We start from the raw sequence: 21,606 nt of genomic DNA, 5'->3' as shown, positions 1-21,606 counted from the left end.
ACTTGGAATGGGTGTAGATGCTGCTTGGCAAGTATGGCTGGCAGCCTGAACAGTCAAGCTTTGAGGCGTGCAGGTTTCATGCATATGGGGGACTAACGGCGAACTATCGCGCGCGGCGCTCGTGATTTCTGTTGCCTTGTCGTGCATGATGCGCCGGACGTTGCAATTAGAAACACTGGGTGGGCACAGAGCTATGGCTGTATTGATACCGGCATTGGGTTCCTGTGTGTCGCGGATGACCTCTGGGGAACGGCGCCTGGCCGAGCGGCTGGAGCACAAGCTCGAAGACGACTACCTGCTTTGGTACGACGTACCCATGGGACCACGCAACACCCATCCCGACTTCTGCGTGATGCACCCGCGCCGCGGCATTTTGGTGCTGGAGGTGAAAGACTGGAAGCCCAGCACCATCTTGCAGGCCGACAAGCAAAACTGGGAAATTCTGGGCGATAGCGGCCCCAAGACGGTGATCAATCCGCTGGAGCAAGCCCGCCAGTACGCGCACCAAGTGGTCAAGGCGCTGGAACGCGATGCTCCGCTGGTGCAAGCTGATGGCCCCCACGCCGGCAAGCTGGCTTTCCCCTGGAGCTATGGCGTGGTGTTTACCAATATCACCCGCAAGCAGTTTGAGGCGGCCGAGCTGCACCATGCCATCGAACCCCACCGCGCGCTGTGCCAAGACGAAATGCTGGAGGGCGTGGACGCCGAAGAACTACAAAGCCGCTTGTGGGGCATGTTCCCCTACGGCATGCGCGGCGCTATTAGCCTGCCGCAGATGGACCGCGTGCGCTGGATCATGTTCCCCCAGGTGCGCGTGCAAACACAGGCTGCGCTGTTTGACGACAGCGATGCCGACGCAGAGCTGCCCAGCATCATGCGGGTGATGGACCTGCAGCAAGAGCAGCTGGCCCGCAGCCTGGGCGAGGGCCACCGCGTCATCCACGGCGTGGCCGGTTCCGGCAAGACCATGATCCTGGGCTACCGCGCGGAATACCTGGCCCAGGCCAGCACACCGACCAGCAAGCCCATCCTCATCCTGTGTTTTAACGAGCCGCTGGGCGTGAAGCTGCACAGCGTGATGCAGGCCAAGGGCTTGGGCGGCAAGGTACATGTGCGGCACTTTCACAAATGGTGCCGCGACCAACTGGTGGCGTTTGGGCAAACGCTGCCGGACGACCGTATGTCTGTTTCCGCCAAGATGGAAGACATGGTGCACCGCATGGTCACCGGCGTGGACCGCAAACAAATCCCCAGCGGCCAATACCAGGCGGTGATGCTCGACGAAGGCCACGACTTCGCGCCCGAGTGGCTCAAGCTGGTCACGCAAATGGTGGACCCCAGCACCAACAGCCTGCTGGTGCTGTACGACGATGCGCAAAGCATTTACGAACGCGCGCGCAGCAAGCAGTTCAGCTTCAAGAGCGTAGGCATACAGGCGCAGGGCCGCACCACCATCCTGAAGATCAACTACCGCAACACGCGGCAGATATTGCAAATTGCCAGCCTGGTGGCGGCCGACCTGCTGACTGCGGACGACAAAGACGACGACGGTATCCCCATGCTCAAGCCCATCAGCTGCGGGCGCGATGGCGAGGCCCCGCTGATCCTGCGCCTGCCCACTTTGCGCGACGAAGCCTTTGCCATTGCAGACGAGCTAGGCAACGCCCACAAAGAAGGCCACGCCTGGGGCGACATGGCCATCCTGTGCCACGACTACTCCACCATGGACCTGTGCGCTTGGGCGCTGGAGCAGCGCAGGCTGCCCTTCAATGTGCGCAAGCGGGCGGGCGACTTCAGACCCGGTGCCAACGCCATCCAGATCATGACGATGAAGGTCAGCAAGGGGCTGGAGTTTCCGGTGGTGGCGCTACCCGGCGTGGGGCATATGCCTGCGGTGGGAGAGGACGAGCAGGAAGCGGCGCGCGTGTTTTATGTGGCGGCGACTAGGGCTACTCAGAGGTTGGTGATGGGGGTTAGTGGGGGAGGTAAATATGGCGAGATATTCATTTAAAAACATGAAAGTCAGAGAATGAAACACACAGAGATAATTATTCAATACGAAGGCAAAAGTTCTGATTCTGGTCGACTTGATCTTTTTGATGCAGCAGAATCATTACATGGATTCACTCGAGTATTAAATCGCATAGCCCATGCTTTTGCAAACGATGATGATGCTCGCAGCAAGGTTCCAAAACCTACGAATATCACAACTTACATGACAGGCGCAAAGAAAGGGTGCTTTGAGACACTTATTGATGTTGAATTCTCAAAAAAAGTCACTGAAGAAATGGGGGCATCAGTTATTGTTGGCAATTTTTGGGATTATTTTACTTATACATTCGCGCTGGGCATCGGGATTGAGCATGACCCCACAACTCCATTTTTGAGGAAAAAAATAGATAGAAATGAGGGGAATTTTGATGAAATGGCCGCCGCGTTAGAGAATTACTTAGCAGAAGTACATCGGCCAATTAAATCAAATAGTGCAAATACGATAAAAATTCTTCGCCCAAGAGTCGGATCTGCAATATCTATGAATCATGAAACGTTGGAGTACGTTGGAACAACTCAACGCTCAAACACTCAAGAGTATTGGATAGGAAATGTAACGAAGTACAACATCCTTACAGGATACGGCAGGGCTTACATTGATGATTTGGGTCGAACAATCCCATTCAATCTACTTGGATTCAATCCTGAATTGGTGGGCAACACCTCAGCCGCCGCATCAATGGAAGAGGGCTCTCGTCGGATTGGAAATGGGAAAAGGCAATTTGCAGGATATCAAGTTACTAATGCCGCCGGGATAATTAAGCGGCTATTAATTCTCACGATAGACGAGGTTTAATAATGAGTGACGATAAAGTATTCTGCGCAAAGGTAATTATTCCATTCGTCGACGAATGCATGACCATGGCGGAATGGGGAGCACATTGGCAGGCAGTCGGCATAGTAGTTACTCTCATCACTTTAATCGGAGCAGGATGGAAAATCTGGATTGAACTGAGGGCATTAAGAACTCAACGCGCAAACGATTCTTTACTTAAAAGAACGGAGTTTTTCCTAAAACAACATAGATTACTGTTTGATGACCCAGTTTTGCTTGAAGTTTTGAAACACATCGATGGCGACGATGTTGAGCTAGTTGAGCCACTAATGTGGGATAAGAAAAGAAAATTCTTGACCTTTATGGAAGAAATATCGTTGCTATCCTCAGCCAACTTTATAAATCCTGCGATTGCGTATTACATGTTTGGCTACTATGCAATTTCTGCCAAAAATGGAAGTAACTTTATGGTTGGAATAAATATGGAACGCATCCACTGGCTGGCTTTTTATAATTTCTGCGAAAAGGCCGGAAAGTTCCTCGATGAAAACAAAGATTGCGAAAAACTAAGCTTGAATTTGTGAATCTACGTCAGATTTACGGGTATGCCGATCCAGCACGGTTAAAACTGCGCCTTGGCCACCATGTGCCACTAAATACGAAATCACAGGCTTTCGCCACGCGCCAACTTTGCCAATAGTTCAGCCATGCGCTTCTGCCGAGTTTCCGCCCGCTTGGCGCTGGTGAGCCGGTAGTAGATGGTGAACAACTGCTGCCGCTTCAGGATTGCGTAGAAGGCCTCGGCAGCGGGGTCTTGTTGCAGTGCCGCCAAAAAGTCTTCGGGCATCACCATGGTGGCGCTGTCGGCGTAGGCGGGGGCCCAGCGCCCATCGCTGCGCGCGGCCTCTACATGCGCCAGGCCGGCGGCTTGCATGCGCCCTTGCGCGATCAGCCACTCGGCATGCTGCACGTTTTTCTGCGACCATTTGGAGCGCGCGCGGCGTGGGGTCATTCCATCTCCAGATCAATCCGAATATGTTGTTGCTTCGCCTTGCCGTGGCAAACCACTGTCTGCGGCTTCGCGCCTAATCTCGTATTGTCTGGAAATGGAATAAGGCGTTGCAGAAACGAGGTGTCGTCCAAGGCCTTGCGCAGCCCGTCGATCCAACCCCAGCCAATAGCGGCCACCACGCAATCGTCCCAGGTAACGGAGGGCTGGCTGGTGGCCTTTTTGAAGATGCGCACCCACAGCTCAGACTCGCTGGCGTGGTTCACCCGCAGCCACGCGTGGAGTTGCTCAGACGTTTCAAAGGTGTGGTGCGCTGGTTTGCTCATAATTTGATAGCTGCTTGCGAAGATTCCACGTGCGCCAGCGGCCTGTTTGGCATACAGGCTGCGGTATGGGCGACGGGCTAGCTGCCCTGCTGCTGTGCTGCTGCCTTCTGCACTTCTTCCCATTGGTGTTTGGGAATATGGCCTGTCAGGCGTTCGAGCACCAGGTCCATGACTTCGTCGGTCACTGCATGTGCCAGGAAGGGGATGACGTCTGCCGTCAGGTCGCCGCCCAGCCCCACCAGGCGCTCTGCGGCGGCTACGCAGTGGCCGTAGTGGATGACGGGGTCCGCCTTGCCGTGGATGAAATGCAGCGTGGTTTTCTCGGGCGCGCTGCTGGGCAGCTGCGCATAGCGGCTGGATAGCACGATGATGCGTGCAGCCAACGCGGGTTCGACCTGCGCGGCTTCCAGCGCCATGGTGGCGCCCTGTGCAAAGCCAAAGATGGCCGTGGCACCGGGCCCCACGCCACTCTGGGTTTGCCAGTAGCGCAGGTTGTGCACAAAGGCGGGCACGGCCTGTGCCACGCGTGCGGCGCGCTGCTCGTCATCAATGTCTTGCGTTGGGAACCACTGGCCGCCCACTTCTGCGTCGGCAAGCTGGGGGGCAGCCGCGTCGCAGCGGTACGGCGCCTGCACGCTGACGATGAAGGCATGGGGGAAATGCGCGGCCAGGCGCCGCCCCAAGGGCTCCATGTGACGCGCACTGCCGCCTTCGCCGTGGTGTAGCACCATGAGTTGCTGGGCTGGCAGGGCGGGTTGCTGGATGACGATGGAGTCTGGCACGAAGAGTCCTTGTGGAAGATGCTGTGCATTTTCTGCGGCAATGGACCTGGAGAAGGCAATGGAGTCCTTCTCCAGGTCCATGGGCTGCATGCGCCAGATCACCCCAGATGCTTGCCAAAGAACCGCAGCGCCCGGTCCCAGGCCTGCTGCGCCCACACAGGGTCGTACTGCGTAGCCGCAATGCGGCCGGGGCCGACGGCGGTTTCATTCGCAAACGCGTGGTGGGCCAGGTAGCGGTGGAACTCGAAGCTGACGTCGGCGGCTTTGAGCTTGTCTTCCAGCGCGGCCACGGTGTCGATCTTGAAGAACTCGTCCTGCGTGGCCCAGTGGCCTTGCAGGGGGATTTTGATTTTGCTGGCGTCGATGTATTCCAGCGGCGGGCAGCCGTACCAGACCACGGCGGCGTCCAGCTCGGGCGCTGCTGCGGCCAGCAGGGTGAGCGCGCCGCCCATGCAGTAGCCGGTCAGGCCCACCTTGGGCGCGCGGGGCTTGAGGAACTGCAGTGCACCGCGGATGTCCTGGCTGGCGGCGTCGCTGAAGTCCAGGCCGGTCATCAGGTGGTGGGCTTCTTCTTGTTCTACCGTGGCTTTGCCGCGGTACAGGTCGGGCACCAGGGCCTGGAAGCCGGCAGCGGCCAGGCGGTCGGCCACGCCCTTGATCTGGTCGTTCAGGCCCCACCATTCCTGGATGACCACGATGGCCGGGGCATTGCTTGCGGCTGGCTCGGCCAGATAGCCGGGTACGGTTTTGCCATCGGGCCGTGCGAAATTCACCATGGTTCCCATCGTTGCTCCTTGTTGGTTAGGGGTGCGCGGTATTATGGTCAGATTGCGAGGCAATGGCTTGTGTGGGGGATTGGGCAGGCTGGTCGTCACCACCACCGGAGCCCTGTACCACTTGCCCAAGGTGAAAATACTATGGATTTAATAGCTGTTTGTGCAGATTCCAACTGCGCTAGCGGCCTATTTGACTGGTAACGCATGGCCCGTGTTCCTTCCACCCCCCTCCAGCCTGCGCAGCCCCCCCGCTCCACCAAACCATTGATATCCCTTAGTGCCGTATCCGCCGAGCATTTGCCCATCGCGGCCCATTTGGCATTCGTGAGCTTGCCCTCCATCCCATCAAGCACGTGGTTCAGCACCAGGGTTTGCCGGGCGTTCATGGGCGTGCCCGCCCAGCGCTGATGGATTTGCGGCGCAAAAGTAGTGCAATATGCAAGTGCGCTTGTAGAAGAAGCGAAAATCTATTGTTTCGTTAATGAGGGCTCTTACGGAGCCAATTTCCCATGGGCATGGCGTGATGAAAAAAACTATTTTTATTGCTATCGGGTTTGTCGTCGGCACCACGTTTTTCGCCGGAGTGGCGATCTTTGTTTACCAGATGATGCGTGCCGGGTAGCGTGCGCTGTCAGTCTTGGGCACTCAGGCCGCCAGCGGGATATTTTCTTGAGCCTTGGATGGATAAAGTGGACCCAGGCTGCTAAAGCGATAGCAGTCTTCGCCGACTGCATATAGGCTGCAGCGCTATTTGCACAACCCATACCCCACACTCCGCCCCCCCCTCCGGGCTGCGCAGCGCCGTATCCGCCGAGCATTTGCCCATCGCGGCCCACTTGGTATTCGTGAGCTTGCCTTCCATGCCGTCTAGCACATGGTTCAGCACCAGGGTTTGCCGAGCGTTCATCGGCGTGCCCGCCCAGCACTACTGCATGGTTTTGCTTTTAAATCCATAGCTGCTCGTGCTTGTCCCATAAGCGCCAGAAGGGTATTTCATAAAACTCTTAATTTATGGGCGGATCATCCCTTGCCGCTGCCACACCCGCTCAAATCAAGGTAACGGCCTCGCGCAACAGATGCGCCGTCATCGGCATGCCGCGCAGTTCAAAGGCGGTGATGAGCTCTTGTGCCGGGCGCGCCGGGTGCGTCCAGCGGGCGCGCATTTTCTTGATGGCGCTAAGCGCCGGGATTTTTTGCAGTTGCAACTGGTTGACCACAAATTCGTCGGGGTGTTGCACCTCGATACCGTAGGGTTGCAGCGCGGCATCGGGGAAGTCTTTGGTGTTGAAGGTGACGATGGCATCCGCATGGCCGACGATGGCGGCGGCGAGTACGTGGCGGTCGTCGGGGTCGGGCAGCTCCAGGCTTTCTGCTAATTTTTCGTAGTGGGTTACCAGACAGTCGGGCACGCTGCTGTTCATCAGCGCTACCACGGCTGGAAGTTTGGTGGCGAGATCTGGGCGGGTGAGGAGCAGGTTGCGCGTCCATTCGCCGTGGATGGTGGCTGTCCAGCGCGCGTGGTACAGGCGGGCAACGGCCAGGCTCAGCAGGGTGTCGCGCAGCAGTTGCGGATACAGGACGTTGGCATCCAGTATGGCTGTGTAGCGCGACGACCCGGCCAATCAGAACTCCAGTTTCAGGTCTTCGGACAGCGTGGTCAGGTCTTGCAGGGCCTGCTCCGATTGCTGCTGCTGGGCGGCCTGGTAGCGGCGGAGTTCTTCGAAGGCGATGCGGCGGTGACGGTTGACCTTGCGGCATTGCAGGCGGTTGGCTTCGATCTCTTTGATGACAAAGGGGCGCGACACGTTGAGGTAGTTGGCCGCCTCTTGGGTGGTGAGTTCGTGCTTTTGCGGCACCAGTAGCATGGGTTCGCGCTTAGCCATCTGGCGCAGTACGTCGGCAAAGAACTGCAGCGCGCGCGGGGGCAGCTTGAGCACCGGGGTGGCGTGGGGGTGGTCGGCATCGGTGCTGATGTCGAGGATGACCTGGATGTGGTCGGCTTTGGAATGGTCCAGGGCCATCACCAGGCATTGGTGGGCCACGGCGGCCATTTCCGCCTCGGCTGCGTTGGCCGGGTCTAGAACTTCGGGTTCTTGCATGGGAGTGTCCTTTGCGTGTGCGCCGTCTTCGGGCTTGTGCGCTTGGCAAATGGTAACACTGCTAATCGCATTCAATGCATTATTCGAATTAAACGCAATGCTTTAGAGTGCTGTGGCTGTTCAGCAGCGCTCACCCTGGTCACTGGCTTTATTCACCGCACAAAGTGCGGCGAATATGCGAGCTAATCGCCGCAGAGACAATACCGCCATGCCCCACGTCATATCTCCCACCCCACCTCACGCGGTCTCCCGCCTGCGCACCGCCCGGCTTGCGCGCAGCGCCAAGCCTTTTCTGGCCCGGGGCGGCTCCAAGGTGGAGCGCTGTACGGGTTGCCGCCTGGCGCCCAGCCACTGCATGTGCGCGCTGCGCCCGGTGCTGCCCCGGCATCCGCACCAGGCCGGGGTGTGCCTGCTGATGGCCGACATCGAGCCGCTCAAGCCCAGCAACACCGGCTGGCTGATTGCCGACGTGGTGGCCGACACCTGGGCCTTTGGCTGGGCCCGTACCGCGGTGGACCCGGGCCTGCTGGCCCTGCTGGCCGACCCGCAGTGGCAGCCGTATCTGGTGTTTCCCGGTGAGTTTGTGGCCCCTGAACGGGTGGTGGGCGCGCTAAGGCCCCCGGTGGATGGCAGGCGCCCGCTGTTTGTGCTGCTGGACGCCACCTGGCCCGAGGCGCGCAAGATGTTCCGCAAAAGCCCGTACCTCGACCGGCTGCCGGTGCTAAGCCTGCAGGCAGACCGTATCTCACAGTACCGGCTGCGCCGGTCGCGGCGCGACGACCACTTTTGCACGTCCGAGGTGGCCGCGCTGTGCCTGGAGCTGGCCGACGAGCCGCAGGCCGCGCAGGCCTTGGAGGCGTATCTGGATGTCTTCATCCACCGCTACCTGCAAGCCAAGCAGCAGTTGCCCGCCGATACAGACAACGCGGCGCACCAGCGTTTGCGCAGCCTGCAGACGATGGCCAGCGCCTCAATGCTTCAAAAATAATAGCTGCTAGCGCAAGCGTTACCTGCGCTAGCAGCCTTTTTTTCTTAAATAAGGCGCGTCGGGCCAGCAGGCATGGCTTGCTAATTGCGTAGGCGTTGTCCGGCACGATAGCGGTTACTCTCTGACACGGCTACGGGGCCCCGGCCGCTACCTTGGGGTAGCGCATCCCGGCAAAGTGGTTGGTATGGCTTTGAATTTTTTAAGGCTGCAATCCATCTTCCCTCTGACTTCTGACCGGGCCCACCATGTACATCAAAATCGGCTTCAACATCGAGCTCGCCATTGCTTCCCCTATGGCGCTCATCCACTTGCTGCACGTGCACCCGTCTCGGCGCGGCGATCTGCTGGCACCGCAGTTTGTGGAAGTGCTGCCGGGCCTGGCGGTGGAAGAGTACTTTGATGCCTTTGGCAACCTGTGCAGCAGGGTGAACGCGCCTGCGGGCGTGACGCAGGTGGGGTTCCGCAGCGAAGCCATCGTGTGCGACTCCGGCCTGCCTGACGAGGTGAACTGGGGTGCCTGGCAGCACGACCCCACGGTGCTGCCGTCGTCCACGCTGATGTACCTGCTGCCCAGCCGCTACTGCGAGGTCGATAGCGAGCTGCTGCAATTTGCCTGGAACCAGTTTGGCAACACGCCGCTGGGCTGGGCGCGGGTGCAGGCGATTTGCGATTACGTGCACAACCACATCCGTTTCGACTACCAGGCCGCCCGCGCCACCCGCACCGCCGTAGAGGGCTGGCGCGAGGGCACCGGCGTGTGCCGTGACTACACCCACCTGGCCGTCACCCTGTGCCGCTGCATGAATATTCCGGCCCGTTACTGCACCGGCTACCTGGGCGACATCGGCATACCGCCCGTGCGCTACCCGATGGACTTCAGCGCGTGGTTCGAGGTGTTTCTGGGCGACCGCTGGTACACCTTTGACGCACGCCACAACACGCCGCGTATCGGCCGCGTGGTGATGGCCCGGGGCCGCGACGCGGGCGACGTGCCCATCACCATGGCCTTTGGCCAGAACACGCTGCAAAAGTTTGAGGTGACGACCTACGAGGTGGATGCCTACGGCAACGCCATTTTCACGGTCTAGTCCGTTTATCGCAGGGGCACAATGCCGCCGATGCACCGAAGACTTTTCTTAGACACCCTGGGCCGTGGCCTGCTGCTCGGCACCTCCCTGCTGGCGCTGTCCGCCCAGGCCCAGCCTGGTTACACCGTCTCGGCCGCGCAGTTGCAGCAGGCCGTGGCCCAGCGCTTTCCTCTGCGCTACCCAGTGCCCGGCATGTTGAACCTGGACCTGCAGGCCCCGCGCCTGAGCCTGCTGCCCGCCCAAAACCGCCTGGCGGCGCAAATGGCCGTCGAAGCCGCGGGTCCGGCCCTGCGGCGCAGCCACAGCGGAAGCATCACTGTGGACTTTGCCCTGCGCTACGAGCCCATCGACCGCACGGTGCGCGCCGTGCAAATGCACTTCCAAAACCTGCAATTCCCCAGCCTGCAGCCCGCCGTGGTGGAGCTGCTGAACACCTACGGCCCGGCCCTGGCCGAACAGGCTTTGCAAGACGTGGTGCTGCACCAGCTCCGCCCCCAAGACCTGGCCCTGCCCGACACTATGGGCCTGCAGCCGGGCAGCATCACCGTGACGGACCAGGGCCTGGTAGTGGAGTTTGTGAACAAGCCTTTGTAAGACTTTGAATAGTCATGTACCCGCAAGGTGATTTACCGGGCGCGGGCTTGGCGTGCAGAGCACTGCTGTAAGGTTTGGGGTTGTGGGTCGACCAATGTACCTAGCCCACCCAAGGACACACACCATGGCACGCCCTCCCCTTTCTTGCGCCCCGGCCACTTCCCACTCTTCCATGAAAAAGACCTACTTGCTGGGATTAGCCGCTGTCGCCCTGGTGGCGGTGCTGTATGCCAGCCCCAACGCCGTGGCCGAGAAGGCGGTGGCCATTCCAGCCCCGTCGGCACAGGCACTGGCCGGGGTGGTCCCTAGCACGCAGGCCAGCGAAACCGTGGTGTTTGCCGGAGGCTGCTTCTGGGGCATCCAGGCCGTGTTTCAGCATACCAACGGCGTGCTGGAGGCGGTGTCGGGCTATGCGGGCGGCAAAAAGGGCGATGCCGACTACCAAACTGTCAGCGGCGGCGGCACCGGCCATGCCGAAGCAGTGCAGGTGCGCTTTGACCCCAAACTGGTCAGCTACGCGCAGCTTTTGCAAATCTATTTCTCTGTGGCCCACGACCCGACGCAGTTGAACCGCCAGTACCCCGACGTGGGCACGCAGTACCGGTCCGCCGTGTTCACCACCACGCCGGGCCAAAAGCAGCTCACTGAGCGTTACATCGCCGAGCTGAATGCCGCCAAGGTGTTCCCGGCCCAGATCGTGACCCAACTCGGCGCGCTCACGGCCTTTTACCCCGCCGAGAAGTACCACCAAAACTACGCCACCCTGCACCCCGACGCGGGGTACATCGCCCAGTTTGACCTGCCCAAAATCGCCAACCTCAAGGCGATGATGCCCACGGTGTACCGCGATCAGCCGGTGCTCGTGAAGTAATGGCCCCAGCGCTTTACCCTTCAAGGAATTCCATGACCCACCCCATCCAGCAAAAATGGCCCGCCCAGCATCCCGAGCGCTTGCAGCTCTATTCCCTGCCCACGCCCAACGGCGTGAAGGTGTCCATCCTGCTGGAAGAAATTGGCCTGCCCTACGAGCCGCACCTGGTCAGCTTCGAGACCCAGGACCAGATGTCGCCCGCGTTCCTGGCGCTCAACCCGAACAACAAAATCCCGGCCATCCTGGACCCGAACGGCCCTGGCGGCCAGCCGCTGGCGCTGTTTGAATCCGGTGCCATCCTGCTGTATCTGGCCGAAAAAACCGGCCAGTGCATTCCGCAGGACGCAGCGGGACGCTACGAATGCATCCAGTGGCTGATGTTCCAGATGGGCGGCATCGGCCCGATGTTTGGGCAACTGGGCTTCTTCCACAAGTTTGCGGGCAAGGACTATGAGGACAAGCGCCCGCGCGACCGCTATGCGGCCGAGTCCAAACGCCTGCTGGGCGTGCTGAACCAGCGCTTGACCGGGCGGGCGTGGATGATGGGCGATGCCTACAGCATTGCCGACATCGCCATCTTCCCGTGGGTGCGCAACCTCGTCGGCTTTTACGGCGCGGGCGATCTGGTGGGCTTTGCGGACTACCCCGAGGTGGCGCGGGTGCTGGCGGCTTTTGTGGAGCGCCCAGCAGTAATCAAGGGCCTGGCGATTCCGGCGCGAGGCTAATTCAAAACGCTCAGGGCCAGGCACAAATCCGCCCAGGCCTTGGCTTTCTCCGGGCGGTTGCGCAGCAGGGTGGCGGGGTGGTAGCTGACCACCACCGGCACGCCGTGGTAGCGGTGCACGCGGCCGCGCATCTGGCCCAGCGGGGTTGTGTCTTGCAGCAGCAACTGGGCTGCAAACGGGCCTAGGGCCAATATCACTTTTGGCTGCAGCAGGGCCACAGCGCGGCGCAGGTGGGGGGCGCTGTCGGCTACCGGGTCGGCGTTGTCAGTCAAACGCAGCTTTTGCACGCTGGTGATACAGGCCGAGTGCGCGCCGTCTTTGTGCGTCGGGGTGATGCCCACCGCGTGCAGCATATTGCCCAGCAACTGCGCTTCGGGCACGCCGAAAGGGCGGGCCGGGTCGTCGGCAATGCCCAGCGCCTCGCCCAGCACCAGCCAGTCGGCCGGGCCACCGGCGGCGGCGTTCAGCCACACGCTGGTTTGGGCTGCGGGCCAATCCAGTGTGGCGGTATTTTCAGCATCTTTTAGGGCTCTAGCGCTTGATGCATCTGCACTAGTAGCTATTAATTCAGGAGTTTTGGCCAGCACCTGGGCAATGCTTTGCGGAGCCGATTTTTGCGGTGTGGGCGATGGCGTGGGCGCAGCCACGGCCACCGGTTCAGGCTGCGCTTGCGGCCACCACACGGGGCTGTGCATTTCGGCCAGCATGGCGCGCTGGCGGGTATCCAGGTCCAGGCTCATGGCAGGTTTAGTTTCATAGGGGCATGCTCATGACGATGGCGTGTTCGCGCTGGCCGGGGCCGTTGGGGTAATAGTCTTTGCGCATGCCGACGCGGTTGAAGCCGTAGCGGGTGTACACGTGCAGCGCCCGGGTGTTGCCCACGCGGGCTTCCAGCCACAGCCACTGGGCTTTTTGGCCGCGCGACCACAGGGCCAGTGCGTCCAGCATCAGGTGCGACCAGCCCTGGCCCTGGTAGGCGGGGGCGACGGTGAGGTTGAGCAGGTGCACCTCGTCCACGCCCTGCATGGCCACGAAGTAGCCCAGCACCGTGGGCGCACGGGTATCGGCCAGCAGAATCTGCGCCTGGTAGCCCGCAGCCAATGCGTCATGGAAGTTGGCACGCGACCAGGGGTGGACGTAGGCCGCCAGCTCGACCGGCAGCAATGCATCCAGCCAGTCCGGGGTGAGCGTCTCGAAGCGCACCTCGGATGCGTCGGGCGGAGCCAGCAGTGCGCTCATGGTTGCGCCGCCAGCGCCGCCAAGGCCTGTTTTTCGGCCATGCGCTCGTCGGTGGTTTTGGCCACTTTGTCGCGGATGTAACGCGGCAGGGCCTGGTCGGCGGGCACGGCCCCACCAGCGGCCAGCAAGGCCGGGGCCAAACGCAGCATGGCCGTGGCGGTCGGCAAGGCGGTGATGCGCAGGCCGTCAGATGCCGGAATGCGATCACCGTACACGGTGAACGGATTACCCGCCTGCGCCCAGCCAGCCTCGTGTTGCAAATGCTCGGGGCGCAGCAGTTGGAAGTCGTCGCGCTGCGTCCACTGGCCATCCTGGTAGCGGTAGAAGCCGGTGTAGACCTCGTCCATGCGTGCGTCCAGCAAGGCTTGCACCTGCTGCACGCCCTGCTGGTGGCGGGCTTCTTCTGCCACGGCCATCAGGGTGTCGATCGGCAGTACTGGTAAGTTGGCCCCAAACGCCAGCCCTTGCGCCACCGAACACGCCGTGCGCAGCCCGGTGAACGAGCCGGGGCCGCTGCCAAAGGCGATGGCCTCCAGCTGGTCGAGCCGCAGCCCGGCCTGCGCCAGCAGCGCCAGGATCGCCGGAATCAAGGTAGCTGATGCCTGCGCCCCGCCCGGCCCGGCGTGCTGCCACACCTGCACGCCGTCGGTGGCGGCGATGGACAGGGTGTCGGTGCTGGTATCGAAGGCGAGCAAGTTCATGGGCGCTGATTTACATAAGAAAAAGGAGGCTAGCGCACGATTATCTTGCGCAATCAGCTATTATTTCGATAGCTGACAACTTATGACAGATTCCATGCACTTCCCCCGATTTTGGCGCAGCCTGTGCGCCTTGGCTTTGTGGGCTGTGTCCAGCCTGGCGCTGGCCCAGCGCCTGCCGCCCGACATTGCCAACGCTTTGGCTCGGGCCAAGGTGCCGCAAGACGCGGTCAGCCTGTATGTGGCGCGGGCCGATGGCGTGGGCGCCCCGCGCCTGAGCCACCGGGCTAGCGCGCTGGTGAACCCGGCCTCGGTCATGAAGCTGGTCACCACCTTTGCCGCACTCGACACGCTGGGGGCCGACTACACCTGGAAGACCCGCTTCTACGCCGACGGCCCGCTGAAAGACGGCGTGCTGTTGGGTAACCTGTACATCCAGGGCGGCGGCGACCCCAAGCTGGTGTTGGAGCGCATAGCCGCCACCTTTGCCGCGCTGCAAACCCGGGGCGTGCAAAAAGTGCGCGGCGACATAGTGCTGGACCACCACATCTTCGAGCCCGAAGCCCGCGACCCGGCCGAGTTCGACGGCCAGGCGCTCAGCCCCTACAACAGCGCCCCGGACGGCCTGCTGGTCAACTTCAAGTCGCTGATCTTTACCTTCACCCCCGAGCCCGACAGCGGCATCGCCCGCATCCGCAGCCAGCCGCCGATAGCCGATGTGCAAATCGACGCGCAGGTGCCACTCAGCACCAAAAGCTGCAACGACTGGCGCGGTGAGCTGCAGGCCGACTTTGCCGACCCGAACCGGGTGCAGTTTGGCGGCAGCTACCCGGTCAAATGCGGCGAACGCGTCTGGCCCGTGGCCTATACCGACCCCGCCAGCTACGCCCGCCGCGTGCTGCAGGCCATGTACCTGGGCCTGGGTGGCAGCTTGACCGGCGTGGTGCGCGATGGCCGCACGCCCGGTGACGCCGCCTGGCTGATGGACGCGCCCTCGCTGCCGCTGGGCGAACTCATTGCCGATGTCAACAAATTCAGCAACAACGTGATGGCGCAGCAGATGTTTTTGACGCTGGGCCTGCAAAACGCCCGCCCCGGCACCACCCCAGGCACATTTGCCGCATCCCGCGCCGCCGTAGCCGCCTGGTGGCCCCAGGCCATCGGCAGCGACGTGCCCGTGCCGACGCTGGAGAACGGCTCTGGCCTGAGCCGCGACGAGCGCACCAGCACCCGCGCCCTGGGCCAGTTGCTGCGCCGCGCCGCCGCCCACCCCCAAGCAGCGGTGTTTGCCCACTCGCTGTCCATCGCCGGGGTGGACGGCACCGGCCAGCGCATGCGCGAACGTGGCCTGGCACCCGAATCCATGGGCAACGCCCAGCTCAAAACCGGTACCCTGCGTGACGTGGCCTCGGTGGCAGGCTATGCCACCGGACGCAGTGGCCAGCGCTACGTGGTGGTCGGTATCGTCAACCACCCGCTGGCCCCAGCCGCCCGCCCGGCGCTGGACGCGCTGGTGGAATGGACGGTAAAGGAGCAATAAACGTGATTTTTACCCCCGCCACCTAGTAATAACCCTTTGTGACTTCCGGGTGCGCCCGCGTACCATTCTGGCCACAAACGAACGATCGTTCTTTTTTATAACAGGAGTAAGCGATGCATTGGATTCCCACAAAAATGGCTCTGCTGGTGGCTTCGGTCTCGGCGGCATTGGTTTTGTCCGCCTGCGGCGGCGGCGGTAGCGACACCACGGCCAAAGTAAGTTACACCTCGCTGGTGTCGTTCGGCGACAGCCTCAGCGATGTGGGCACCTACAAGGTAGGCGCGGTTGCCGCCGTAGGTGGCGGCCGGTTTACCGTTAACGGCACCACCACCGGCCCGGTCAACTGGACCGAGCTGCTGGCGGGCCAGGTGAATCTGGCCGCGCCCTGCCCGGCGCAAACCGGTTTGCTGTCCAACATCCCCCAGATTCCCCTGGTGGCTGTATCCCCCAATGCCAACTGCACCAATTACGCCCAAGGCAGCTCGCGGGTGACCTCCCCTGCAGGCCCGAATAGCTACGCTTTGCAAGTCGCCGCTGGCCAGACCAATGTCGGGCTGATGGCGGTGCCGCTGGTGACCCAGTTCTCTACCCATTTGGCCGCGCACGGCAACTACACCGGCACCGAGCTGGTGACCGTGATGGCCGGTGCCAACGATGTATTCATGCATGTCAATGCTGTGTCGGCAGCTGCGGCGGGCGGGGCGGGTGCCGTGGGTGCCGCCAGGCTGGCGGGATGGACGACGGCCGAACAAAACGCGGTCGCCGCGGGCGGAGCCGCCGCGGTGAACGCGGCTGCCACCGCCGCAATGACCCACTCGGCCCAGGACGCAACCGAGCTGGCGGGCTACATCCAGGCATCTGTGATTGGCAAAGGGGCTAAGCACGTCGTGGTGGTCAACATCCCGAGCATCGAAAACACCCCTTTCGGCCAAGGCTCTGGCGCCAAGGCCTTGCTCAACAGCATGGTCACCACGTTCAATAGCACGCTGAAAACCGCGCTGACAGGCACCTCGGGCCTGCTGCTGGTGGATGCCTATACCCAAGGCCTGGACCAGTACAACAACCCGGCGCAGTACGGCATTACCAATGTCACCGTGCCGGCCTGCAGCAGCGCAGCCCCCAGTGCCACCAATCCTGCAGGCAATATTCTGGCGGGCTCGTCCTTGGCGTGCACTGTCAACAACACCCTGAGCGGCGTGGATGTCAGTACCTACTTCTACGCGGACACCGTGCACCCCACACCGGCAGGCTACAAGCTGCTGGACCGCTACGTTGCCGAGCAAATGGCCAAAGTTGGCTGGTTGTAATTGGCTGCTTGTCATTAGCTGATCTAAGCCCTTCAAGGACACATGATGAAACTCAACACCCTCGGCATGGCCTGTGCCTTTTTACTGGCGGCTGGCGCTGCACACGCCCAAACGGCAGGTACCTGGATGCTGCGCGGCGGCCTGATGAATGTCAGCCCCAAGGTCGATAGCGGCAACCTCACCGCCTCCAGCCTGCCCGGTACGCAGATCGACTCCGACGGCGACAGCCGCCTGGCGGGCGGTATCACCTACATGCTGACCAACAACTGGTCGCTGGATCTGCCCCTGGCCCTGCCGTTCACCCACAATTTGACCGGCGCCGGAGCCATCCAGGGGGTCGGCAAAATCGGCGAGACCAAGTCGCTGCCGATGTCGCTGTTTGGCCAGTACCGTTTTGGCGAAGCCAATGCACAGTTCCGCCCCTTTGTGGGTGGTGGCCTGACCTATGCCAAGTTCTACAAAGAACGCGGCACCTCCACCCTGACCGCCATCACCGGCGGCACCTCCAGCAACCCGACAACGCTGTCGCTGGAATCCAAGCTGGCCATGTCTTTGCTGGTGGGTGGCACGGTGGCCCTGAACGACCGCTGGTATGTTGAGGGCACGGTGGTCAAAACCTTCCTCAAAACCAAGGGCACGCTCTCCACCGGCCAGACCATCGACGTGACACTCAACCCCCTGACGCTGGCCGTAGGGGTGGGCTACAAGTTTTAAGCAGGCACACACCCCAACAAAAAACCGACCTTAGGGTCGGTTTTTTTGTGGGTGTCACTATCCAAAGCAACTCTCGTTCAGCCAAAACGGTCCATCCCAGAGATACCGTGGAGCTGGCTCTGCCAGGCCACTGGTATCGCTCCCTGCAAGGGGGTTGGCGCAGCGCAGCCTGGGGGTGAGCCTAGCCTACCAGCGCAAATGGATCTTGGAATAGGCGTACAGGCCAAACAGGCGCTGCGCAATCGGGGTGAAGTACAGGTTGTCGGCAAACAGGTACTGGTCGTAGGTTACGCCAGCCGATGTTGGGGTGATGGCGGCGATGGTATTGGTGGTGCAGCGCGAAGAATTGACTTGCCCGGCACCGGTGCCGATGCCTGCACCCGAATCTACCGAGGTGCAGGCTAAGTTGCCGACGTTAGCGACACCATAGTTGGCGTGGTCAGTGCCGGACACCAAATTGAAGTAGTAGGCCGCGTCGATGTACAAGACGCTGCCACCCAGGTCCACAATCGACACCAGCATGGCATTGTTGAAGTTGCTGCTGGCATTTTTCAGCAAGTCGGTTTGGCTTAGCGCCGCCGCCCAGGGGCTGACCCCCATGTTGTACGGGCCCACCACCACCACATGCTTGCCACCGGCGGCGACCAGGCGGCGCACCTGCGCGCCCAGGTCTTTACCGTATTGGGTGGCGTTGGACAGCATCGTTGCCGAGGAGCCCCCTGCCGTCACGGCATTCATCTCGACCACTAGGTCGCTGATACCGGCGTTGACCGTCACGATGTCGTTGTCGCCCAAGGCCACACCGCTGGCCAGAAACGTGTCGATTTGCTGCGTCACGGTCTTGGTGGTGGTGCTACCGGCTGCATCCGTCGTGTTGCTGATGCGGGCATTGCCCTGCGCATACACATAGCCACCGCTGGCCACAGGGGCGACGGTGATGCCGTAGCTGCTGGCGAGCTGCCCCAGCCAGGTGTTGATGGCGGTGTCGTTGACCGTGTAGCTGGCACCGGGTGTGACCACGCTGAAGGCATCGCCAAACGCAATGATGCGGGCCGGTGTCAGGGCCGACTCGGTGGTACTGGAACCACAGGCGGCCAACAGGGCAGCCGAGGCGCAGGCCAGCCCTAAAACGGCGCGGCGCAAGCTAAAAACGGACATAGGTAACTCCAATGGTTTTCGGTAAGACTCACGCAACGCCCGCCTGGCGGGTCGCCCTGCAGGCGGGCACTGCGTAAGCCATGGATGGGTTGAGTTTAACGAGGCAATAAAGCCGTGCGGCGTAAAGAAGAGTAAGCCCTCTTTACACGACCGAAGCGCGCTGCAGGCGGTCGCGCACGCCTTCCCATTCGGGGGTGTCGGGCGGGGTTTCCACCCAGATCAGGCGCACGCCCTGGCTGTCAAAGTCGCGCAGGGCCGCAAACAGCGCCTGGGCGGCAGCGGCGGCATCGGCGGGCATGGGGCGGCAGATCACCTGGGCCGAGCGGCTGCGCATGGTTTGGCGGGCGTACACGGCAATCGCCACCGCCTGACCGTCCAACCCCGTGCCCAAAAGGTCCAGCGCGGTTTGCAGTGCGGCGGCGGTCATCAGCCGCACTTTGGCCGTGGGGGCGTAATGCGCCTCCAGCGTGCCTGAAGCGCGGGGTGCGTTGGCCACGTCGTCCTTGTCGCGCAGCGACTGGCCGCAGGCCTGCGCAATCTGGTCGCGTCCGATGCTGCCGGGGCGCAGCAGCACGGGCGCGCCCCGGGTGCAGTCCACGATGGTGGATTCAATGCCCATGGTGCACGGCCCGCCGTCCAGCACCAGCAGGCCATCGCCAAATTCCGACTGCACATGGGCCGCCGTGGTGGGGCTGACGCGGCCAAACTGGTTGGCGCTAGGCGCGGCCAAGCCCGCCACGCCCAGGGCGGCGCAGGCTTGCAGCACCGCCTGGGCGACAGGGTGGGCCGGGCAGCGCAAGCCAATGCTGTCCTGCCCGCCCGCCGCCGCCGCGCCCACGCCGGGGCGGCGCGGCAGGATCAGCGTGAGGGGGCCAGGCCAGAAGGCATCCATCAGCGCCTGGGCAAATGCGGGCACGTGGGATGCGAAATGGTCCACGCCTTTTGAACATCCTGCGCCGTGTGCAATGTGCACGATCAGCGGGTGGTCGCTGGGTCGGCCCTTGGCGGTGAAGATCTTGGCCACCGCCGTGTCGCTGGACGCATCGGCCGCCAGCCCATACACCGTCTCGGTGGGCAGGCCCAGCAGCTCGCCCGCAGCCAGGGCCTGGGCGGCTTGCCGGATGGCGGCAGGATCATGGCCGTCGAGCAGCATCAGAATGCCTCGATGCCGAGCAGCGCAGCGGCCTGCAGGGCGGTGGCGCGCACGGCGGACGCGGTGGGGCCGGTCAGCGTCAGGTGGCCCATCTTGCGGCCCTTGCTGGCGCTGGCTTTGCCGTACAGGTGCAGGTGCGCGCCGGGCAGCGCCAAGACCTCGGCCCAGGGCGGCGTGGCGGCCTGCTCGGAGCGCACAAACCACAGGTCGCCCAGCAGGTTCAGCATGGTGGCCGGGCTGTGCTGGCGCGGCTGCACCAATGGCAGGCCGGTGAGGGTGCGCACTTGCAACTCAAATTGCGACACGTCGCAGCAGTCCATGCTGGCGTGGCCGCTGTTGTGCGGGCGCGGCGCGATCTCGTTGACCACCAGGCTGCCGTCTTGCAGCACGAAGAATTCCACGCAGAGTACGCCCACGTACTGCAAGCCATTTGCTATGGATTTCGCAGCTACTAGCGCGGACTCTACCTGCGCTGCAGGCATATTTTCTTCATAATCCTCGAGAACTTCGGTCACCGCCAGAATGCCGTCGCGGTGCAGGTTGCGCTGGATGGGCAGGTGCACCATCTGGCCGTCGGCCCCGCGCGCCACGATCACCGAGCATTCGGCCGCCAGCGGCAGCATTTTTTCCAGCACGCAGGGCACATTCTTCATGTCGGCCCAGGCCGCTGCCAGCGCGGCGCGGTCGGCCACGCGGGCCTGGCCTTTGCCGTCGTAGCCCAGTCGGGTGGTCTTCAAAATACCAGGCAGCAGCGCGTCGTCCACGGCGGCCAGTTGCTCCGGCGTGTCGATCACCGCATAGGGCGCGCAGGGCACGCCGCAGCGCACGAAATGGGCTTTCTCGGCCGCGCGGTCCTGGGCAATGGCGACCGACGCGGCGGCGGGCGACACGGTGGTGTAGGCCGCCAAACGCGCCAGTGCGGGGGCGGGCACGTTTTCAAATTCGGTGGTGATGGCATCGCAAGTCTCGGCCAACTGGCCCAGGCCCGGCGCGTCCAAGTACGCGGCCACGATGTGGTGGTGGCTCACGCGCCCGGCGGGGCTGGCCGCGTCCGGGTCCAGCACGGCGGTGAAATAGCCCATGCGCTGGGCCGCGTGGATGAACATCCGGCCCAGTTGGCCGCCGCCCATCACGCCCAGCGTGGCACCTGGAAGGATGGGGCCGCTCATAGCACGGGCGGTGCAGGCGGCACGGTCATGTTGCGGGCCACCTCGGTCTGCGCGGTGCGGAAGGCTTCCAGCTGCGCACGCAAAGCGGGGTTCTCATTGGCCAGCAGGGCCACGGCAAACAGGGCGGCGTTGGCCGCGCCAGCGGTGCCAATGGCAAACGTGGCCACCGGAATGCCCTTGGGCATTTGCACGATGCTATAGAGCGAATCCACGCCGCTCAGGTGCTTGGTGCCCACCGGCACACCCAGCACGGGCACGGTGGTTTTGGCGGCCAGCATGCCCGGCAGGTGGGCTGCGCCACCGGCACCTGCGATGATGGCTTTGAGCCCGCGCCCGGCGGCGGCTTCGGCGTAGGCGAACATATCGTCGGGCATGCGGTGGGCCGATACGACACGTGCTTCGTGCGCAATGCCAAACTGTTGGAGAATCTGCACCGCATGCTGCATGGTGTCCCAGTCGGAGCTGGAACCCATCACCACACCAATTTCTACATCTTTAGTCATAGGGCTACTTTTTGATTAGCCCTCAATTTTACTTTTTGCC

Annotated in this window: 24 protein-coding genes and 1 pseudogene; 11 read left to right on the top strand and 14 right to left on the bottom strand. The window is 62.3% G+C overall.

Annotation, left to right across the window (positions count from 1 at the left end):
• Positions 1–193 precede the first annotated feature (193 nt).
• From AC097L_RS03780 to AC097L_RS03770, 3 genes are read left to right on the top strand one after another with little or no spacing between them, the layout of a single operon-like run.
• On the top strand, positions 194–2,011 hold the full coding sequence (locus tag AC097L_RS03780; RefSeq protein WP_479584832.1) for a DEAD/DEAH box helicase: 1,818 nt from the start codon (positions 194–196) through the stop codon (positions 2,009–2,011).
• An 18-nt stretch (positions 2,012–2,029) separates the two neighbouring features.
• On the top strand, positions 2,030–2,848 hold the full coding sequence (locus AC097L_RS03775) for a DUF7946 domain-containing protein (protein WP_479584831.1): 819 nt from the start codon (positions 2,030–2,032) through the stop codon (positions 2,846–2,848).
• A gap of 2 nt (positions 2,849–2,850) precedes the next feature.
• Entirely contained in the window at positions 2,851–3,411 is a 561-nt protein-coding gene (locus tag AC097L_RS03770) for a hypothetical protein (protein ID WP_479584830.1), read from the top strand.
• 80 nt (positions 3,412–3,491) lie between these two features.
• Here AC097L_RS03770 and AC097L_RS03765 read toward each other — a convergent pair whose 3' ends face one another.
• The 7 genes and pseudogenes from AC097L_RS03765 to AC097L_RS03735 all read right to left on the bottom strand — a co-directional run bounded on the left by AC097L_RS03765 (position 3,492) and on the right by AC097L_RS03735 (position 7,819).
• Complete coding sequence (locus AC097L_RS03765; protein WP_479584829.1) at positions 3,492–3,839, bottom strand: YdeI/OmpD-associated family protein; 348 nt, start codon at positions 3,837–3,839, stop codon at positions 3,492–3,494.
• Complete coding sequence (locus AC097L_RS03760; protein WP_479584828.1) at positions 3,836–4,162, bottom strand: YdeI/OmpD-associated family protein; 327 nt, start codon at positions 4,160–4,162, stop codon at positions 3,836–3,838. Before AC097L_RS03760 ends, AC097L_RS03765 begins: the two co-directional genes overlap by 4 nt.
• A gap of 77 nt (positions 4,163–4,239) precedes the next feature.
• The gene (ypfH, locus tag AC097L_RS03755) at positions 4,240–4,944 is read right to left on the bottom strand and encodes an esterase (protein WP_479584827.1); all 705 of its coding nucleotides are present in this window, start codon (positions 4,942–4,944) and stop codon (positions 4,240–4,242) included.
• A gap of 98 nt (positions 4,945–5,042) precedes the next feature.
• Positions 5,043–5,720, bottom strand: a complete 678-nt coding sequence (locus tag AC097L_RS03750) for a dienelactone hydrolase family protein (protein WP_479584950.1) — start codon at positions 5,718–5,720, stop codon at positions 5,043–5,045.
• Positions 5,721–6,513: 793 nt separating this feature from the next.
• Positions 6,514–6,642 (bottom strand): annotated as a pseudogene (locus AC097L_RS03745) (DUF4172 domain-containing protein); the annotation flags it as partial.
• Positions 6,643–6,766: 124 nt separating this feature from the next.
• Positions 6,767–7,342: a VapC50 family PIN domain-containing toxin gene (locus AC097L_RS03740; RefSeq protein WP_479584826.1), complete on the bottom strand. Its 576-nt coding sequence runs from the start codon at positions 7,340–7,342 to the stop codon at positions 6,767–6,769.
• The gene (locus AC097L_RS03735) at positions 7,343–7,819 is read right to left on the bottom strand and encodes a helix-turn-helix domain-containing protein (protein ID WP_479584825.1); all 477 of its coding nucleotides are present in this window, start codon (positions 7,817–7,819) and stop codon (positions 7,343–7,345) included.
• A gap of 208 nt (positions 7,820–8,027) precedes the next feature.
• Between AC097L_RS03735 and AC097L_RS03730 the strand changes: the two genes are divergently transcribed.
• The 5 genes from AC097L_RS03730 (at position 8,028) to AC097L_RS03710 (ending at position 12,085) form a co-directional block, all read left to right on the top strand.
• The gene (locus AC097L_RS03730) at positions 8,028–8,807 is read left to right on the top strand and encodes a tRNA-uridine aminocarboxypropyltransferase (protein WP_479584824.1); all 780 of its coding nucleotides are present in this window, start codon (positions 8,028–8,030) and stop codon (positions 8,805–8,807) included.
• Between the two features lie 245 nt (positions 8,808–9,052).
• Positions 9,053–9,895 carry a transglutaminase-like domain-containing protein gene (locus tag AC097L_RS03725; protein ID WP_479584823.1) on the top strand — a complete coding sequence of 281 codons (843 nt, stop codon included), beginning with the start codon at positions 9,053–9,055 and terminating at the stop codon, positions 9,893–9,895.
• A gap of 30 nt (positions 9,896–9,925) precedes the next feature.
• A complete protein-coding gene (locus AC097L_RS03720) occupies positions 9,926–10,489 on the top strand; it encodes a DUF1439 domain-containing protein (protein ID WP_479584822.1) in 564 nt (187 codons plus the stop codon).
• A 124-nt stretch (positions 10,490–10,613) separates the two neighbouring features.
• The gene (gene msrA, locus AC097L_RS03715; protein ID WP_479584821.1) at positions 10,614–11,360 is read left to right on the top strand and encodes a peptide-methionine (S)-S-oxide reductase MsrA; all 747 of its coding nucleotides are present in this window, start codon (positions 10,614–10,616) and stop codon (positions 11,358–11,360) included.
• A gap of 32 nt (positions 11,361–11,392) precedes the next feature.
• Positions 11,393–12,085 (top strand): glutathione S-transferase N-terminal domain-containing protein, encoded by a 693-nt coding sequence (locus AC097L_RS03710; RefSeq protein WP_479584820.1) that lies wholly within the window; start codon positions 11,393–11,395, stop codon positions 12,083–12,085.
• Here AC097L_RS03710 and AC097L_RS03705 read toward each other — a convergent pair.
• From AC097L_RS03705 to tsaB, 3 genes are read right to left on the bottom strand one after another with little or no spacing between them, the layout of a single operon-like run.
• Complete coding sequence (locus tag AC097L_RS03705) at positions 12,082–12,825, bottom strand: uracil-DNA glycosylase (RefSeq protein ID WP_479584819.1); 744 nt, start codon at positions 12,823–12,825, stop codon at positions 12,082–12,084. The two genes, AC097L_RS03710 and AC097L_RS03705, sit on opposite strands and share 4 nt — an antisense overlap.
• Before the next feature lie 13 nt (positions 12,826–12,838).
• Positions 12,839–13,324 carry a ribosomal protein S18-alanine N-acetyltransferase gene (gene rimI / locus AC097L_RS03700; RefSeq protein ID WP_479584818.1) on the bottom strand — a complete coding sequence of 162 codons (486 nt, stop codon included), beginning with the start codon at positions 13,322–13,324 and terminating at the stop codon, positions 12,839–12,841.
• Complete coding sequence (gene tsaB / locus AC097L_RS03695) at positions 13,321–14,025, bottom strand: tRNA (adenosine(37)-N6)-threonylcarbamoyltransferase complex dimerization subunit type 1 TsaB (RefSeq protein ID WP_479584817.1); 705 nt, start codon at positions 14,023–14,025, stop codon at positions 13,321–13,323. The genes rimI and tsaB overlap by 4 nt, the downstream gene beginning before the upstream one ends.
• A gap of 94 nt (positions 14,026–14,119) precedes the next feature.
• On the opposite strand from tsaB, the gene dacB reads away from it, so the two are divergent.
• From dacB to AC097L_RS03680, 3 genes are all read left to right on the top strand, one after another.
• Complete coding sequence (gene dacB, locus AC097L_RS03690; protein ID WP_479584816.1) at positions 14,120–15,562, top strand: D-alanyl-D-alanine carboxypeptidase/D-alanyl-D-alanine endopeptidase; 1,443 nt, start codon at positions 14,120–14,122, stop codon at positions 15,560–15,562.
• A 113-nt stretch (positions 15,563–15,675) separates the two neighbouring features.
• Positions 15,676–16,869 carry an SGNH/GDSL hydrolase family protein gene (locus AC097L_RS03685; RefSeq protein ID WP_479584815.1) on the top strand — a complete coding sequence of 398 codons (1,194 nt, stop codon included), beginning with the start codon at positions 15,676–15,678 and terminating at the stop codon, positions 16,867–16,869.
• A 42-nt stretch (positions 16,870–16,911) separates the two neighbouring features.
• Positions 16,912–17,583, top strand: a complete 672-nt coding sequence (locus AC097L_RS03680; RefSeq protein WP_479584814.1) for an OmpW/AlkL family protein — start codon at positions 16,912–16,914, stop codon at positions 17,581–17,583.
• Between the two features lie 186 nt (positions 17,584–17,769).
• On the opposite strand, the gene AC097L_RS03675 is transcribed toward AC097L_RS03680, so the two are convergent.
• The 4 genes from AC097L_RS03675 to purE form a co-directional block, all read right to left on the bottom strand.
• A complete protein-coding gene (locus AC097L_RS03675; RefSeq protein ID WP_479584813.1) occupies positions 17,770–18,741 on the bottom strand; it encodes an SGNH/GDSL hydrolase family protein in 972 nt (323 codons plus the stop codon).
• 142 nt (positions 18,742–18,883) lie between these two features.
• Positions 18,884–19,894 carry an L-threonylcarbamoyladenylate synthase gene (locus tag AC097L_RS03670; RefSeq protein WP_479584812.1) on the bottom strand — a complete coding sequence of 337 codons (1,011 nt, stop codon included), beginning with the start codon at positions 19,892–19,894 and terminating at the stop codon, positions 18,884–18,886.
• The gene (locus tag AC097L_RS03665) at positions 19,894–21,063 is read right to left on the bottom strand and encodes a 5-(carboxyamino)imidazole ribonucleotide synthase (protein WP_479584811.1); all 1,170 of its coding nucleotides are present in this window, start codon (positions 21,061–21,063) and stop codon (positions 19,894–19,896) included. Before AC097L_RS03665 ends, AC097L_RS03670 begins: the two co-directional genes overlap by 1 nt.
• The gene (purE, locus tag AC097L_RS03660) at positions 21,060–21,566 is read right to left on the bottom strand and encodes a 5-(carboxyamino)imidazole ribonucleotide mutase (RefSeq protein ID WP_479584810.1); all 507 of its coding nucleotides are present in this window, start codon (positions 21,564–21,566) and stop codon (positions 21,060–21,062) included. Before purE ends, AC097L_RS03665 begins: the two co-directional genes overlap by 4 nt.
• Positions 21,567–21,606 lie beyond the last annotated feature (40 nt).

Source organism: Rhodoferax sp. RT5P35, from assembly GCF_056521385.1.
The sequence above is the reverse complement of the archived record's forward strand: the minus strand, read 5'-3'. Positions and strand labels throughout refer to the sequence as shown.